At 68.1% G+C, this 13850-nt stretch carries 17 protein-coding genes and 1 pseudogene; 5 read left to right on the top strand and 13 right to left on the bottom strand.

Features of this window, described 5'->3' with window-relative positions:
- Positions 1–161 precede the first annotated feature (161 nt).
- The 7 genes from ACIRP2_RS39285 to ACIRP2_RS39315 all read right to left on the bottom strand — a co-directional run bounded on the left by ACIRP2_RS39285 (position 162) and on the right by ACIRP2_RS39315 (position 4348).
- Positions 162–377 (bottom strand): hypothetical protein, encoded by a 216-nt coding sequence (locus ACIRP2_RS39285; protein ID WP_404258563.1) that lies wholly within the window; start codon positions 375–377, stop codon positions 162–164.
- Between the two features lie 103 nt (positions 378–480).
- Positions 481–1305 (bottom strand): hypothetical protein, encoded by an 825-nt coding sequence (locus ACIRP2_RS39290; protein WP_404258564.1) that lies wholly within the window; start codon positions 1303–1305, stop codon positions 481–483.
- On the bottom strand, positions 1296–1730 hold the full coding sequence (locus ACIRP2_RS39295) for a hypothetical protein (protein ID WP_404258565.1): 435 nt from the start codon (positions 1728–1730) through the stop codon (positions 1296–1298). Before ACIRP2_RS39295 ends, ACIRP2_RS39290 begins: the two co-directional genes overlap by 10 nt.
- Complete coding sequence (locus tag ACIRP2_RS39300; protein WP_404258566.1) at positions 1706–1963, bottom strand: hypothetical protein; 258 nt, start codon at positions 1961–1963, stop codon at positions 1706–1708. Before ACIRP2_RS39300 ends, ACIRP2_RS39295 begins: the two co-directional genes overlap by 25 nt.
- Positions 1960–2268, bottom strand: a complete 309-nt coding sequence (locus tag ACIRP2_RS39305; protein ID WP_404258567.1) for a transposase — start codon at positions 2266–2268, stop codon at positions 1960–1962. Before ACIRP2_RS39305 ends, ACIRP2_RS39300 begins: the two co-directional genes overlap by 4 nt.
- Before the next feature lie 114 nt (positions 2269–2382).
- Entirely contained in the window at positions 2383–3777 is a 1395-nt protein-coding gene (locus ACIRP2_RS39310; protein ID WP_404258568.1) for a hypothetical protein, read from the bottom strand.
- 136 nt (positions 3778–3913) lie between these two features.
- Positions 3914–4348: an NUDIX domain-containing protein gene (locus ACIRP2_RS39315; protein WP_404258569.1), complete on the bottom strand. Its 435-nt coding sequence runs from the start codon at positions 4346–4348 to the stop codon at positions 3914–3916.
- A gap of 71 nt (positions 4349–4419) precedes the next feature.
- Between ACIRP2_RS39315 and ACIRP2_RS39320 the strand changes: the two genes are divergently transcribed.
- From ACIRP2_RS39320 to ACIRP2_RS39330, 3 genes are all read left to right on the top strand, one after another.
- Positions 4420–5337, top strand: coding sequence for a sensor histidine kinase (locus ACIRP2_RS39320; RefSeq protein ID WP_404258570.1), 918 nt, complete (start codon positions 4420–4422; stop codon positions 5335–5337).
- A complete protein-coding gene (locus ACIRP2_RS39325) occupies positions 5334–6002 on the top strand; it encodes a response regulator (protein WP_404258571.1) in 669 nt (222 codons plus the stop codon). Before ACIRP2_RS39320 ends, ACIRP2_RS39325 begins: the two co-directional genes overlap by 4 nt.
- 392 nt (positions 6003–6394) lie before the next feature.
- Positions 6395–7783, top strand: a complete 1389-nt coding sequence (locus ACIRP2_RS39330; RefSeq protein ID WP_404258572.1) for a competence protein CoiA family protein — start codon at positions 6395–6397, stop codon at positions 7781–7783.
- Positions 7784–7804: 21 nt separating this feature from the next.
- Here ACIRP2_RS39330 and ACIRP2_RS39335 read toward each other — a convergent pair whose 3' ends face one another.
- A complete protein-coding gene (locus ACIRP2_RS39335; RefSeq protein ID WP_404258573.1) occupies positions 7805–8203 on the bottom strand; it encodes a DUF6415 family natural product biosynthesis protein in 399 nt (132 codons plus the stop codon).
- 44 nt (positions 8204–8247) lie between these two features.
- Positions 8248–8424, bottom strand: a complete 177-nt coding sequence (locus ACIRP2_RS39340) for a hypothetical protein (RefSeq protein WP_404258574.1) — start codon at positions 8422–8424, stop codon at positions 8248–8250.
- Between ACIRP2_RS39340 and ACIRP2_RS39345 the strand changes: the two genes are divergently transcribed.
- The gene (locus ACIRP2_RS39345) at positions 8423–8878 is read left to right on the top strand and encodes a tetratricopeptide repeat protein (RefSeq protein WP_404258575.1); all 456 of its coding nucleotides are present in this window, start codon (positions 8423–8425) and stop codon (positions 8876–8878) included. The genes ACIRP2_RS39340 and ACIRP2_RS39345 overlap by 2 nt on opposite strands.
- 137 nt (positions 8879–9015) lie before the next feature.
- Here the strand turns inward: ACIRP2_RS39345 and ACIRP2_RS39350 are convergent, their stop codons facing one another.
- The 4 genes and pseudogenes from ACIRP2_RS39350 to ACIRP2_RS39365 all read right to left on the bottom strand — a co-directional run bounded on the left by ACIRP2_RS39350 (position 9016) and on the right by ACIRP2_RS39365 (position 12191).
- Entirely contained in the window at positions 9016–9213 is a 198-nt protein-coding gene (locus tag ACIRP2_RS39350) for a hypothetical protein (protein WP_404258576.1), read from the bottom strand.
- The gene (locus tag ACIRP2_RS39355) at positions 9191–10267 is read right to left on the bottom strand and encodes a hypothetical protein (RefSeq protein WP_404258577.1); all 1077 of its coding nucleotides are present in this window, start codon (positions 10265–10267) and stop codon (positions 9191–9193) included. The genes ACIRP2_RS39350 and ACIRP2_RS39355 overlap by 23 nt, the downstream gene beginning before the upstream one ends.
- Before the next feature lie 154 nt (positions 10268–10421).
- Positions 10422–11683, bottom strand: a pseudogene (locus ACIRP2_RS39360) (ISAs1 family transposase).
- Between the two features lie 7 nt (positions 11684–11690).
- The gene (locus ACIRP2_RS39365; RefSeq protein ID WP_404258578.1) at positions 11691–12191 is read right to left on the bottom strand and encodes a GNAT family N-acetyltransferase; all 501 of its coding nucleotides are present in this window, start codon (positions 12189–12191) and stop codon (positions 11691–11693) included.
- Positions 12192–12323: 132 nt separating this feature from the next.
- On the opposite strand from ACIRP2_RS39365, the gene ACIRP2_RS39370 reads away from it, so the two are divergent.
- Positions 12324–13046, top strand: a complete 723-nt coding sequence (locus ACIRP2_RS39370; protein WP_404258579.1) for an ArsR/SmtB family transcription factor — start codon at positions 12324–12326, stop codon at positions 13044–13046.
- The last annotated feature ends 804 nt before the right edge of the window (positions 13047–13850 follow it).

The raw sequence follows: 13850 nt of genomic DNA on the forward strand, positions 1-13850 counted from the left end.
AGCCCTGCCGCGGCGGGGCGTGCGGGGGGGGTGGGCGGCCCCGTGGGGGGGCGGCCGCCCCCCCCCACTTCCCGGCCGGCCCCCCCCGACACCGTGCCGACAGCGGTGCTTGCCGCTGTCGGTCACGGGCTTGGAGCAGGTGCTGCGGCGCTTGCCGCGGGTCAGATGCCGGCGGGGCGCGGACGGAACACCCCGCCGGTCGACGGTCCCCCGGCAGGCAGCAGCACGGCCACGAGGCCGACCCAGGTCGCGATGGTGTCGACGTACTCGGGGTCGATGGCCCACAAGACGGCCAGGACCGCGATGACCAGCACGGCGCGCGGCAGGCGGCGACGGGGCGAAAGCGGGTGGTCCAGGTTGATGAGTATGGTGAACATGTTGGTTACCAACGATCTGCCGGCTTGAGGCCGGCGGCTAGGACCGCACCGCCCCTATAAGGTTTGGTCGCCGAGGGCGGTGCGGTCTTCTTTGGCCTCCGGGCTACTGCACGGAGGAGTTCCGCGGTGCGCGGACCCTTGCGATCCCGGGCTGAACGAACGGGTCCGCGAACTGGTAGAGCGGTCGTCGGCCCACACCCGACTTGGTCTGCAGCGTGTCGTACCACTGCTCGCCCGACCGGACGATGACCTCATGCGCGAGAAGGTCGTGGATGCCCTTGGCCACGGTCTGCTTGTTGATGCCGTACCAGTTCTGGATCTGGGCGTGCGCGAGGGAGAACTCGTACTCCCGCTGGCTCAGGGCGATCAGGAGCATCGCCTTGCCCGGCAGGCTCAGTTTGGTGTTGAGGCCTTCGTTCCAGTACGCGAAGGGCAGTTGGAAGTACGCGTCTCCCTGGGCGCCCGGCGGCTCGTAGGCGTCTCCCGTGCCGTCCTCCTTGAGCTTGGTCACCCTGGTCCTGCGCCCCTCGCCCCGCGCGGTCGCGACGATGCGCAGTTCCTTCAGCGCCCTCCAGGCCCGGGACACGGCCGCACCGCCGGTCTTCTCCTCGAAGATCCCCAGCGAGCGCGCCCACGACGTGGACCACTCCGTCACCGCGAAGCCCGACTCCTTCGAGACGGTCACCGCCGCGAGCAGCAGGTACAGGTCAAGGGCCCGCTCCTGCTTGCGGGTCACCAGCACCTGCATCGGCGCCTGCGTCTTCTCGCCCCGCCCCTGCTGCTGAAGGAAGGACCTGCGGATCGGGACGGTGCGGTTCATACGTCGCGACTGCTCAAGGAACAGCGCGATCGTCCTCTCCTGGTTCGGGCCGACGGGGGCACCATTGCCCTCTCCGGCGTCCTCCATCTGGCTGTCCGTCAGCTCCATGCAGCCCAGGGTGTCATGAGTTGCGCCATCCGTCCAACAGACTTTATGGCTTGATACCCCTTGAGTTGATGGTTTGCGGGGTTCCATGGATTTATATTATCCGTCGTGGTGTGGACGGGTTGAAGGCGGCCGGGCAGTGCTTCCGGAGACGGATCAGGCTGCGGCCGGTACACCGTGCCCCGGTACAGGGTGACCACGCCGGCCAGGCCGCCCAGGAACGTCAGGACGAAATCCGCCTGCACCAGTCCGAGGTGGCCCGCCCGCCAGCCCGCCGCGAGCAGCACGCCGACGAGCAGCATGCCTTCGACGGCGATCCGGTCCCGGCCGGGCAGCGCCCACCAGGCTGCCCGCCCCCGCTCCGCGCACGCCCGGATACCCCGCCGTCGGGTGAGTGTGGCCGTCAGTTGTCCCGGCAGATCCGCCACGCGGTCCGGTCCGCCATGCCGGATCCCGCTTTGCGGGCTTCGTCGGCCAGGAAGCGGTAGCCGAACTCCGGATCCTCGCGGTGGGCGTCGAACAATGCGTTCGCGCGTGAGGCCCGCTCGAACTCGGCTTCGGTCACCGGCCGCTCCAGCCAGCGGTAGTAGGGCTGACGGGTGAGCCTCAGAACCCGGCACGTCACCGTGACGGGCACCCCGTCACCGGCCAGCTCTTTCACGAGCGGGTAGATCCTTTTCCCGTCAGATGCGCCTGGGACAGGTAGGCCGCGGCCCGTCGCAGGACCTCGTTCTCCTGCTCCAGCAACTTGATCCGCCGACGCGCTTCCCGCAGCTCCGTACTCTCCTGGGTGGTCGTTCCGGGCCTTGCCCCGTCGCCGATGTCCGCGCGGCGCATCCATTTCCACAGCGTCATCGCGTGGACTCCGAAGTCGGCGGCCACCTGCTCGACGGTCACGCCCGGGCCGCGGTTCCTCGCGACCCGCACGACGTCCTGGCGGAACTCTTCCGGATAAGCCTTGGGCACAGCGACATCCTTCCCACCTGCCCCACAGGGAAAGCCAGTTCAGATGTAACCCGATCGTGCAGCAGACCCCTCCTTCCTCAACTGACGAGGTTTGGATACTGGGTGGCGACAGGTTCAGCCGCCGGCCCCGGCATCGAAGCGCTGGAACAGCGCTGGCAGGAATCGTTCCATGAGGGCATGGGCGTCGTGGGGTTCTTCGAGTTCGTCATGGCCGAAGCGGAAGACCTCGTATCCCCTGAGCCTGAGATCGCGGTCGGCGGCCACCATCTCCGCGTACTTCGCGGTGTCGGGGCGCTGGCCTCGGTCGCGGGTGTAGTGCTGGGATCCGTCGACTTCGAGAACGATGCGCTGTCGGTGCGGGAGCAGGAGCAGAAAGTCCATGCGGGAGCGCAGGAGGGCCTGGGGGCCGCGTTCGCGGACCGTGCTGTGGTCCCAGTGCAGCCACACCTCGGGGAGCAGCACGGGCAGGTCGTAGACCCTGTCGCCGAGGACATGGTGGTAGGCGCCGAAGAAGTTCTGTTGACCCGGCGAGTTGTCGGGCAAGCAGCGGTGGAGCCGTTTGTAGAGGGAGACCTTGGCCTCGGCGTCATCCGGGATCTTGCGTGTGTCCTGCCACCAGGCCTGAAGGTCACGCCAGCGGAGACCGTGGTCTGGTGTCGGGCGGTCGTAGACCAGTTGGTTCTCTGGGTCCCCGACGATGTCGATGTCGTTGTCCATCGCGTTCTTGAAGCGGATGTCGGGCTTGGTGAGGGACGCGAAGATGATGTTCTTCGGCTTCCGGTTCCCGGCGAGCCTGGTGGAGACCAGGGTGAAGCGCGGGTAGCCGCCTTCCGTCCCCGTTTCCCGTAGCTCGATGGCTGCACTGCGGGTGTGCTGGTTGATCGTGTCCACGACGAGCCGTTGTGCGGACTCGTCGAGGAGGACCTCGGCGGAGACCATCGCTTCGAGGAACCGGGCGAACCTGGCGTCGCCGGCCTCGTAGGCGCCCAGGTTCTCCAGGAGGATCTCCGCCGTCCAGTCCCCGGGGTTCCGAAAGACATGCTGCTGGATGTCGCGCCTGAGGCTTGGGCCCTGGGAGCCGAAGAACGTGTCGAGGACGGGGCTCAGCTCGTCGCCGAGCACCCAGTACCGGCTCAGCATCGCCATGAACCTGCTCTCGCTGGGTGTCATGGCGTCCAGGTCGAGGGACCGGGCCAACTCGCGCCGGACCCTCGTGGGTATCTCCGTCGGCGAGGACTCCCCCCAGAGCGCATCCTCGATCCGGAACCTCTGCTGAGGACTCCCCTGGCCCGCCGCCAAGATGCGGTTCGCCACGAGAGGGAGATCGCTGTCGGGAACCTGCGCGAAGCTCCGCTCCACGCGCTCGCCCTTGCTTCCCTCATCAGGAACTGCCGGCATCCCAAGCTCCGCGAACGCCGCGTTCAGCCTGGCGTGCGAGTGCCCTCCGAGCAGAGCGACGATGTCGCCCACCACCTGTCGAAGAATCGAGCGATCCCTGCTGTCGGCCATCCACCGATCCTCGCAGAGGGCACCGACACTCCGTCAGGAATTCCGGGCGCGGTCCTCCGACGCGGCCACCGGTGGACGTCCCGGGCCGGGCCGGTTCATCGGCTGCCTCCTGCGGTGGGCCGTGACCGGACGGAACTCAGTCGTACAGGCGTCCCAGCAGGGCGCCCTGGCCGGACTGCAGCACGTGGGCGGCCTCCAGCGGGATCCAGAAGCACTCGAAGTGGGTGGGCTCCTGCTCGCCGTCGTGGTCCTCTTGGCTGGCCCACCGCTCCGGCGTGGGCTCGGTCAGCTCCAGGTGGAAGACGTGCCGGCGCTGGACCTCGAACCGGTACGGGCTCATGTCGTACTCGGCGAGGCCGAGCTTCCGCACGATCTTGAAGTCCTTGAGACCGGTCTCCTCCCCCGCTTCCCTCAGCGCCGCTGCCTCCGGCGTCTCACCCGCACGGATGCTGCCGGCCGGCACCTGGATGCCGACCTCCTCGTAGCTGTAGTCGGTGTGCCGGAAAACCAGCAGCTTCCCGTCGCGCACGACGTAGCACAGCACCTTGTCCTTGGTGACCTTCTCGGGCACGGGCACCCCTCTTGGTTCGTCGGATGCAGACGCGCCATGGCGTCCGCTTTCGTGGTTCACGGACGCAGGGCGTGACCACGTTCGGGACTTTGGCCCTACTGGACGCCTGTGTGTACAGCGGCCTGCTGACACCCGAGGAACACCTAGTTGTTAAGGCCGAGCTGCTGCGGAACTACTTCGTGGACATCCCGTTCTCCGCCGAGCTCTACCGCGTCGCGGCGCAGACAGACGGCTGGCAGGCGAAGGCGGTGGCCGTCGCCGTCTCGCGGCCCACCGCCTGGTCGGATGCGCAGGCGGCATCGGCTTTCGCTCTAGAGGCTGCTTCCCGGGTCATCGATTCCCTGCCGCACGAGGCCTCGGACTGGCTCAGCGCCGCCTACGCGGGGCTCCACCGTGCCACGCTCCCCTCACACCGGCGGCGCAACCTCCAGGTCCTCATATGGCAGATCCTCACCCAGCCGTGGGTCACGGCGTCTTCACTTCCGTTCGTTCTGACGGGCCTGCGCACGGGTAGGGACTCCGTTGCCGACAGCGACGAGGCCGGCCTCGAGCTGACCCCTCAGCCCAGTGTGAAGGACCTCCCGGTGCTCGCCGACCGTGTCCGCGCGACGGGAACTCCCGTCGCTCTTGATCTGTCAGAGGACGCGGAGAGCATGAGCCCCGGTCTCCAGCTCGCCGCCTACCGCATCGTGCAGGAAGCCGTGACGAACGCGCTCAAGTACGCGGCGGAGGGTGCCCCTCTCTCCATCGCGGTCCGTCGCACGGCCGACAGCGTCGACATCACGGTCACCGACGCCGGCCCGAAAAGCGGTGCCCGCAGGACGGCGCCTGCGACAGGCGGAGGCCACGGGCTAATCGGTATGAAGGAACGCGCCGCCTTGTTCAGCGGACAGGTGAATGCCGGCCCAGCCCCCGGCGGCGGTTGGACCCTGCTTGCCACACTCCACGACGCACCGCACCAGCCCGACGACGAGAGCGAGCCCTCGTGACCACGGTCCTGATCGTCGACGACCAGCCGCTTCAGCGCATGGGTTACACCATGCTGCTGGCCAACCGGCCGGACGTCACCGTGATCGGCGAGGCCGACAGCGGACTCCAGGCCGTCCGAATGGCTGCCGAACTACGGCCCGATGTAGTCCTCATGGACGTCCGGATGCCGGGCATCGACGGTATCGAGGCGACCCGACGCATCATCGCCACCGGATCCCGCAGCCGGGTCATCGTGCTGACGACGTTTGATCTAGACGAGTACGCGTACGACGCGTTGCGGGCCGGAGCCAGCGGGTTCCTGCTTAAGGACGCGCGTCCGGACGAACTGCTCTCCGCCGTCCACGCGGTGTCGGCAGGTGACGCCGTGATCTCACCTCGGATGACCCGCCGGCTCCTCGACACTCACCTGCTGAGCCGCGCCGCCACTCCTGCGGACCAAGAATCGCGGCGGCTCCCGTACGAACTCAGCGGCCGTGAGCGCGACGTCTTCGCCGCCATCGCTCAGGGCATGTCCAACAGCGAGATCGCCGACCATCTCCACCTCACCGAATCGACCGTGAAGAAGCACGTCAGCGGTCTCCTCGCGAAGATCGGCGCTCGCGACCGCGTGCAGGCGGTGATCGCCGCTTACGACCTCGGCCTTGTGACACCGCGCGATCCCTGACGGGGCTTCGACCTCGCAAGCCTGTTCCAGTGTCGACACTCCTCGCTCCGGAGCAGACCGCACCGTCACGCGACCCAGCGGCCTGCCGCTGGGCATCGCGCGTTCGGCGACTGCCGTGATCTCTCGGTCGGCGAGCCTCCACGCCGCGTCGGATCTATCAGCAGGTCTTCGCCCGTGACGCGGAGGAGGCCCGGGCTTTGGAGGCGGGCGGCCTGCGTGCCACGCACATCACCCACTTCGGCCTTGGCGGCCACGAGCCATGCCTGTCCTCCCGGGCTCAGTAAGGACCCGGGCCGGTCCTGGATCGTGGGGCCGGTTGTCAGTGGCACCTGGTATTTCCTGTCCCGTCAGATACGCCGCGAATTACGCCGGATCGCCAGGAGATGCGATTCATGCCTTTCACTGCGCTGCATGCCGGCCACGGTCGCCTCGATGCCACCCTGGCCGACCTGGGACACAGGCTGGACTGGTCCCAGGTCCACAAATCCCGCCCCCGGCCGCCTCTCACCTGCCCGGAGTGTGAATGGGGCCTGCACGCCAAGGTCTCCCGCTACGGGGTCCGGTTCTTCTGCCACGACCCTGGACGACCGCCTTCGTGCGAGTTGTCGAACGAGTCGTGGGAGCACCACATGCTCAAGTTGGAGATGGCGGGCACGATCCGGGCGGCTGGGTGGTTCGCGGCGCTGGAGGTGCCGGCCGAGGACGGGTCGTGGCGGGCGGACGTCGTGGCCTCGTCTGCGGACGGGAGTCGGCGCATGGCCTGGGAGGCGCAGCTGTCGCAGATCACGGTGGACGACATTGCTGATCGCACCGACCGGTACGCCGACGAGGGGATCCGGGTGTGCTGGGTGCACCCGGGCGCGCGGCCGCCGCAGTGGATCAGTTCGGTGCCGGCCGTCCGTGTCCGGGCGCCGAAGGAACGGGAGCAGCCGTGGATGGTGGACGACGGGCTTGCCGGGTTCGTCTACCGGAGCGGGCGGTGGGAGTTCCGGGAGGAGACGCTGGAGCGGTTCGTGCGCTGGGCGCTGGAGGGGCAGTTCGTTCCTGCCGAGGTGCTGCGCCGGTATCGGCGGGTGTACCGGGTGGTCGATGGTGAGCGGCGTCGGTTCAAGCGGGATCAGTGGTGGACCTCGAAGCGGTCGGTCGCCGATCAGGACAAGCACGAGGCGATGCGGCAGCGGCAGGAAGCCGAGCGGGTGGAGCGGGAGGCCCGCCAGCAGGAGCAGGAGGAGGCCGAGGAACGGTGCCGGAAGGAGCTGGAGGAGCAGGAGCGGGTACGGAAGGCCGCGGAGGACGAACGACGGCGGCTGCAACGGGCTGAGGATCACCGCGTCTTCATGGAACAGACGCGGCGGCGGTGGGCGGAGGAGGAAGCACGCCGGGAACAGGAGCGGGTGGAGCGCGAGGAGCGGGAACGCCAGGACCTGGAGACCGCGCGGGCGTGGTGGGGCCGGCTGTCGACGCAGCAGCAGACCGAGCTGTTCGCCGCCGTAGCCGAGTACGCCTGGCGCACGTCGAACCTGCGGGTGGAGATCCCGGAGAAACCGATGATGTGGCCGCAGTACGCCCACGGCGTCCCGGTCCACGTGACCGACAAACGGCGGACACTGTACGGGATCGTGCGGCCCTGCCCCGGCCTGGCCGCTACCTGCTCCAAGCTCGCGGAGGAACTGGTCCTGGCCCGCAGCGCCCAGGAGGCGCGCGAACTCGCCGACGTCCTTCCCCAGAGCCGAATCGTCGACCTCGACCTGCCCGAGCACGAACAGCTCGCCTTGTGCTGAGGCACCCGCCGGGGCCAGCGGCTATCGCACATCCTGGATCGCGGGCACGGCTTCCAGGCGGTCCAGGCGTTCGTAGAGGGCGCGGACGAGGCGGGCGCGGTTCTGGACGCAGCGCACGGTGCCCTCCAGCGTCGCGGACAGCCGGCCTTCCGCCTCGCGCAGGACGACGTCAGCGAGCGCCCGGGGCCCGCTGTCCTTGGGTAGCTGGCTCGCGCGGCGCCGGACGTCGGCGGCAACTGCGCGGGCGTGGCCGGTCAGCTGGAGGCCGATCTGCTCGTAGTCGCGTGTCGCGAGCGTGTCCTCGCCGGTCCACGCGAGGACGGCCTTGACGAGGCCCTCGTACGGATCGCGATCGAGCGGGAGCTCTGCCTCGATCAGCCCGTCGGGGTCGTACAGGACCGTGTGACTGCTGGTGTGCATGGCGCACCTCGCTGCCGGGAGCGTCTCGTGCGGGTGGCCGGCGGTCACCGCTGGGTGTCCTCGCCGCCGTCGGCCCCGTCGTCCTGGTCCTCGGTGCGCTGGGCGAGGAACCGGGCGAATCCCCGGTCCGCGCGGGCCAGCAGGGCCGGGGAGGGGACGCCGTAGGCGGGCGACTGGAGGCCGCGGCCCTCCCGGGCCGGGGTGTCGGTGTGTGCGCGCATGCGGCCCCGCCTCACCGGCCAGCACGATGCGGCACTGGTCGATCTCACTCGCGCCGTCGAACTTAGCCCGGACAACGGGTGGGCTCACTACGAGCGCGCGGTGGCGTTGCACGCCCTGCACAACCCGGATGGCGAGCAAGTCCTCGTGCGTGCCGTTGAGGTCCTGGAGGCCCTGAGAGTGTCATCAGAGGCTCTGCCGCACGTCGTACCGGCGCTGGGCAACCTCTTCCTCGCCCATTGCCTGATGTCCCACCGGGACAAGACGGACTACTACCTGGCTGCCTTTCTCGATGCCCAGCCAGCCCCCGGCCAGCTCTCCGAACTGCTCATCGCAATGAACACGCTGGTAAGCATGCGCCCCAGTATGGACGAGTTCCTAACACCGTTCCGCCGCCTCCTAGCCGATGCCCTCACCGACGCTGCGGGCCGGTATGCCGCAGCTCCGCCACGCTGAACGCTGCGACGTACGGGCACTTGCAGCAGGCCAGGAAGAAGGACGGCTGGCCAGGCAGGCCGCCGCCGACCGACTCCGCGGCACATGGGAGGGCCCCGGCCGGTGTACGGTTCGGGGCCCTTGCCATGGACGGGCGATCACAGGTCGATCTGGATGTGCTCCACGTCGGTGAACTCCACGCCCAGGCCATGCGCGCGGCTGTTGTTGGCGCGGAAGTACATCTGCGCGAGGCCGTTGGCCGCGAACGACTTCCTGGCCCAGGCACTGCGCGAGGCTCTGTGACCATCGGACTGCCCGTATAGCCGGACTCGTTCACCCGGCAGTCTGGGACGCAAGGGCCCTGTCGCAGAACTCGCTTACGAACCCCTGCAACCTATCCAGGGAGTCCATCGTGTCCGCGCCGTTGTCGATCGGGCCATAGCTCAGTTGGAGGTACACCGCTCCTACCAGAGACTGCATTCGGACGTACTTGCCGTTCTCGGAGGGTATCGGACCCGTTCTGTCGAAGGTCATGGCGGTGCTCTTGTCTCCGCACGGTGGCATAGAGATGCGTGTGGCCTCGGGATGCTCTTGCTTGAAGTACCTCAGCCCTTCGTCGTAGAAAGTAACAACCGACGGGAAATCTGCACACGAGGACGTGATGTAGGCCGCCTGAAGGCTGCCGCCGTTCCTCTCCGGGTGCTCGTAGATAGCTGTGCCGCGAGTGCAGCGTTTGGTCTCTTCTGGGCGGAATCCGTTTCGCTTGCTGAAGCTTGCCCATCCCGCTGGCATGTCCTCAAGGTCGGGGACCACGGCGGCGACCTCGGACTCGCTCAGCGCACGAGGTTCAATGGTTGCCTGGCCGCTGGCTCCGTCAGTGGCCGAGTTTCCGCGTGCGTCGGGCGTCGCGGACGTGGGGCCGTGGCTGCTTGGCGGGGAGTCGTCGGTTAGAACCTGCTTTGAGCCGTAGATGGCGAGAGCGATCACACCGACGACCACCAGCACAGCCAGCGCGAGTGCCACCATGCCGGCCGCCGAAGTCGGTTTCGTAAAGTTCAGGGTTCCGTTGCCGACGAGTATCGGAGCGCCTCCTCGTATCCGGCTGCGGTCGATGTGGACACCGTCCGTCACACTCGGCTCGTTTAGGCGAACCGTCAATGCTCGATACAGCTGTGGGTCGGAGCCGACTTCCTCGGCAAGCACCGCTGACGCCGCTGCCTGGGACTCGGGGGAACCGTCGGATTCCTCCAGGTCCGCTAAAGCGGTCCGGCCTCGACTCGACGCCCCCAGTCGATCGCGTACGACCTGCGCGATTGCTGCACCTGTCTGCTCGCCTACCGTGCTTGCTGTCCCCGTGATGGCTGCGGCCACTACTGCAACGGCAGCCGCCGCGACTTCACTGGCCTCCATTACGCCCCCCCGCACAGGCATTTGAACGCTTGTCCTACGCTCAGCATCATGTCAGCGGCGGAGTCGTCGGCGCTGAATTTAGTTGCAATATCGCGTAGTTTTCGACCGGGGGCCATGACAGGGCCCCGGGGAGAGTCGCGTTCGCCCGGTTTGATCATGGAATCCCGTGGAGGGCGAGGGTGGCTGCGGGGTGGGTGTGGGCTCGTCGGCCGCTGGCGATGTTGGCCCATCCGGAGCGGTGGAGGGTGGCGCGGGCGAGGTCGCGCAGGGCGCTCATGACGGCGGGGGCGCGGTGTCGGCGGATCTGACTGGCATCTTCGGCGAAGGTCACGTCTTTCGTCCAGTGGACGGTGTTCTCGATGATCCAGTGCCCGCGTGCCCAGGCAGCGATCTCAGGCTGGTGGGCCGCGAGATCGGTGACGGCGTAGACAGTCTCGGTCTGCCACTTCGATGTGCCGATTCGGCGGCGTTTGCGGTGGATGCGAACAACCTGGCGGGCATGGGGGAACAGCAGACCGTCCACGCTCACCACCTTCACCTCGCGGACTTCCTCACGGCCATGTCCGCGGTCGCGGGATTGATTGAGGACCGGTACCTGCTTCCATGGCAGTTTGGTCAACTGGCGGGCCAGGGTGGGCTGGTTGTTCTTGACCGACAGCAGGTAGTGGGCCTTTCGGTCCTCGACGAGGTAGCGGGCGTGGCCTGTCTGGGCGTGCAGGGCGTCGACGGTGACGACGGAGCCGGTCAGGTCCTGATCATCGAGGGTGTCCAGCAGCGGAGCGAACTCGGGTATCTCGTTCGTCTTCGCACCGATCTCGCGCAGAGCGGCAGTCAACGCATCGTGGTGGCGCACTGCGGACAGGACGAAGACGCGGCTGCCGTCCGCGCGGACCGCTCCGCGCAGGCATTTGCCGTCCACGGCGAAAGCCGCACGACGCGGTTGCGGCGGGTCTGGGCGATGCGGTGGGCGCGGCGCCGTTCGCGCTCGACGGTCCCGTCCGGGGTTGTCGCTCTCACCGGGTGCGGCTGGAGTGTGGTGAGCCTGGTGAAACCGGCGGCGGTGAGTAGCCCGGGGTCGACGCGGGCGAACACATCGCGCAGGGTGCGCTCGCCCGGAGCCTTGAACCGGCCTGCGAAGGGATCGAAGGGGCAGCCCAGCCAGGCCAGGACGTCCTGGTCGCAGCGGCGTACCCACTCGGCAATGCCGGTCAGGGAGTTGTGTCCGGCGCTGGTGAGTGCACACACGCCGACCGCGAGCAGCGTTGCCAGCCGGAACCGCACCCCGCGCGGATTGCGTGGATCGGGTACCCGGGCCAGTGCGTCAAGCAGCCCGGACGGCACCAGCGCCTCGGGCCGTGACGTCGCGGTCTGTGGCAGGTGTGGAGCGCACAGAACAGGTGATGGTGCAACAAGCACGGCGACCTTACCGGGACCGAACTGGTTCACCGGTCGGCGCGGTGAGTTCTTTGGTCAAGAAGACGCGGCTGTTGCCCGGCGGGTCGCAGGGCACCTCGCCCAGCCGCTTCCACCCGTGTTTCTGGTAGAAGCCGGGGGCCTGGAAGGTGATCGTGTAGAGCACGGCCGTGCGGCAGCCACGGGCACGAGCCTCGTCCTCGGCCTGCTGGAGGATCTGTGTTCCCAGCCCGCTGCCACGCAGCCGGGGCGGCAGGTAGAAGAGGTCGAGGAAGAACAGCCCGAGCGAGGTCCGCCCGGTCAGTCCGCCGACCACTTGGCGCGTTGCGGGATCACGGACCAGGACGGCCAGAGGTCTGCGGTCGGCGATTCCCGTGTGCTCGATGTTGAAGCGGTCCAGCGCGTCGGAGATTGCCGCGACGTCCTGCGGGGTGGGGGCGTCGGTGAGCACGAAGCCCGTCCGGGGTTCGGACTGGCGGGAGCCCGTGACGGCGGTGTCGGACGAAGTCATGGTTGCTCCAGTGCGTGAGCGGAGGCGGCGCGGCCTCGCGGGCGGATGCGGGTGCGGAGACGGTGAGCCCGGCGCACGTGCCGACGCTAGGACGTGGACGCTTCGACAGCCGTCGAAGAGACGTCGGCGACAATGGACACCGTGGACGTTCAGCGCGCAGGTCAGGACGTGGGTGTGGACCTGGCGGGGGTGGCCAAACTGCTGGCCGACGGCACCCGGGCCGCCTTCTGCCTCGCGCTGCTCGACGGCCGGGCGTGGACGGCGAACGAGCTCGCGCGTTACGCCGGCATCGCACCGTCCACCGCGACCTCACACCTGAACCTGCTCGTGAACGGCGGACTCCTCGTCGAGGAGCGGCACGGACGCCACCGCTACGTACGGGTGACCGACCGCAGAGTGGTCGAACTCATCGAGAGCCTTGCCGCGCTGGCCCCACAGCACAGCGCCCGGCCACGTTCGTTGTCGGCCTCCGGCCGACAACAGGCACTGGCCCGCGCTCGACTGTGCTACGACCACCTCGCCGGAACCGTCGCACTGGCAATCACCGACGCGATGGTCGAGCGCGGACTATTGGAGTGGGGACCCGAGCCGGCCCTGACCGGCAAGGGCGCCCTCTGGCTTGCCGAGACCGGTATCACGGTGCCCACCGGCTCACGCCGCCCACCAGTACGCGCATGCCTTGACTGGACCGAGCGCCGTCCCCACCTGGCCGGCGCTGTGGGCGCCGCCCTGTGCGCCCACGCACTCGCCACCGGATGGATGACGCGCATCGGCACCACCCGCGCCCTCCTCGTGACACCCACAGGACGCAAGGCATGGCACGACCACCTCGGCCTGCCGCCAGCTGAACTCTGATCCCGAGCCGGATCGGGCCACGCCGACACGTGATCAAGTCGGGCGAACAGGACTCTCCCCGGGGCCCTGCACCAGGGCCCGTCCCAGATACCCGGCTGTGTGCTCTGACTCACCGCACTGATCAGCGGCCGGGCCGGTTCAGCGACGTCGTCCTGGTCGTGCTCGCCCATGCCCCATCATCCTCCGTATCGGCGGACCGAACGGGGCCGCATCCCGGGAAAGCCCGAGGCTGCTGACAGGTGCTCGGAGCGGTGAACAGGGCGGTGTATTAGCGATCAGCAGAGAACCAGCCACCACGCCCTGCAAAAACGACAGTCCCCCATCGGAATCCACTGTCAGAACCCAGCAACCCTCACCACCAGCCAGGACACCCCACCAACCCACTGACAAAACGATGACGAACACCCACCAACAAAACGACACCGATCACCAGATCCCTTTTGGAATCAGCATGGATCACTCCTCAATCTCGCCTGATAAACACGAAAGTCCTCTCCGTAGGAGGGGACTTTCAGCGCACACCCGTCAGGTGGCATCGAGGCGCCGGCGGACAGACTCGACGCGGCGCTGAGCGCTGGACCGTGCGGGCGGATCGTCGGGGTCGATCAGGGCGGCGAGGTCGCCCCAGCTCATCCCGCCGTCGCGGAGCTGGACGAGAAGGGCATCAGCGCGGGCACACAGAGAGCGAACTGGCCACGCTGGTGGCGCATAAGAAGTCATCTCATTTGGTGGGATCGGTAGGCTGTCGGTCATGGTGGGGATCGTTGAGCGGCTGGTGCCGGATGAGTTGTGGGAGTTGTTTCA

This window comes from Streptomyces sp. NPDC101194, from assembly GCF_044767885.1.
In the GTDB taxonomy this organism is placed as follows: Bacteria; Actinomycetota; Actinomycetes; order Streptomycetales; family Streptomycetaceae; genus Streptomyces.

Coding starts and splice junctions, on each gene's coding strand:
- ACIRP2_RS39285 (WP_404258563.1), bottom strand. CDS start 377: ATGTTCACCATACTCATCAACCTGGACCACCCGCTTTCGCCCCGTCGC.
- ACIRP2_RS39290 (WP_404258564.1), bottom strand. CDS start 1,305: ATGGAGCTGACGGACAGCCAGATGGAGGACGCCGGAGAGGGCAATGGT.
- ACIRP2_RS39310 (WP_404258568.1), bottom strand. CDS start 3,777: ATGGCCGACAGCAGGGATCGCTCGATTCTTCGACAGGTGGTGGGCGAC.
- ACIRP2_RS39330 (WP_404258572.1), top strand. CDS start 6,395: ATGCCTTTCACTGCGCTGCATGCCGGCCACGGTCGCCTCGATGCCACC.
- ACIRP2_RS39335 (WP_404258573.1), bottom strand. CDS start 8,203: ATGCACACCAGCAGTCACACGGTCCTGTACGACCCCGACGGGCTGATC.
- ACIRP2_RS39345 (WP_404258575.1), top strand. CDS start 8,423: ATGCGGCCCCGCCTCACCGGCCAGCACGATGCGGCACTGGTCGATCTC.
- ACIRP2_RS39340 (WP_404258574.1), bottom strand. CDS start 8,424: ATGCGCGCACACACCGACACCCCGGCCCGGGAGGGCCGCGGCCTCCAG.
- ACIRP2_RS39355 (WP_404258577.1), bottom strand. CDS start 10,267: ATGGAGGCCAGTGAAGTCGCGGCGGCTGCCGTTGCAGTAGTGGCCGCA.
- ACIRP2_RS39365 (WP_404258578.1), bottom strand. CDS start 12,191: ATGACTTCGTCCGACACCGCCGTCACGGGCTCCCGCCAGTCCGAACCC.
- ACIRP2_RS39370 (WP_404258579.1), top strand. CDS start 12,324: ATGGACACCGTGGACGTTCAGCGCGCAGGTCAGGACGTGGGTGTGGAC.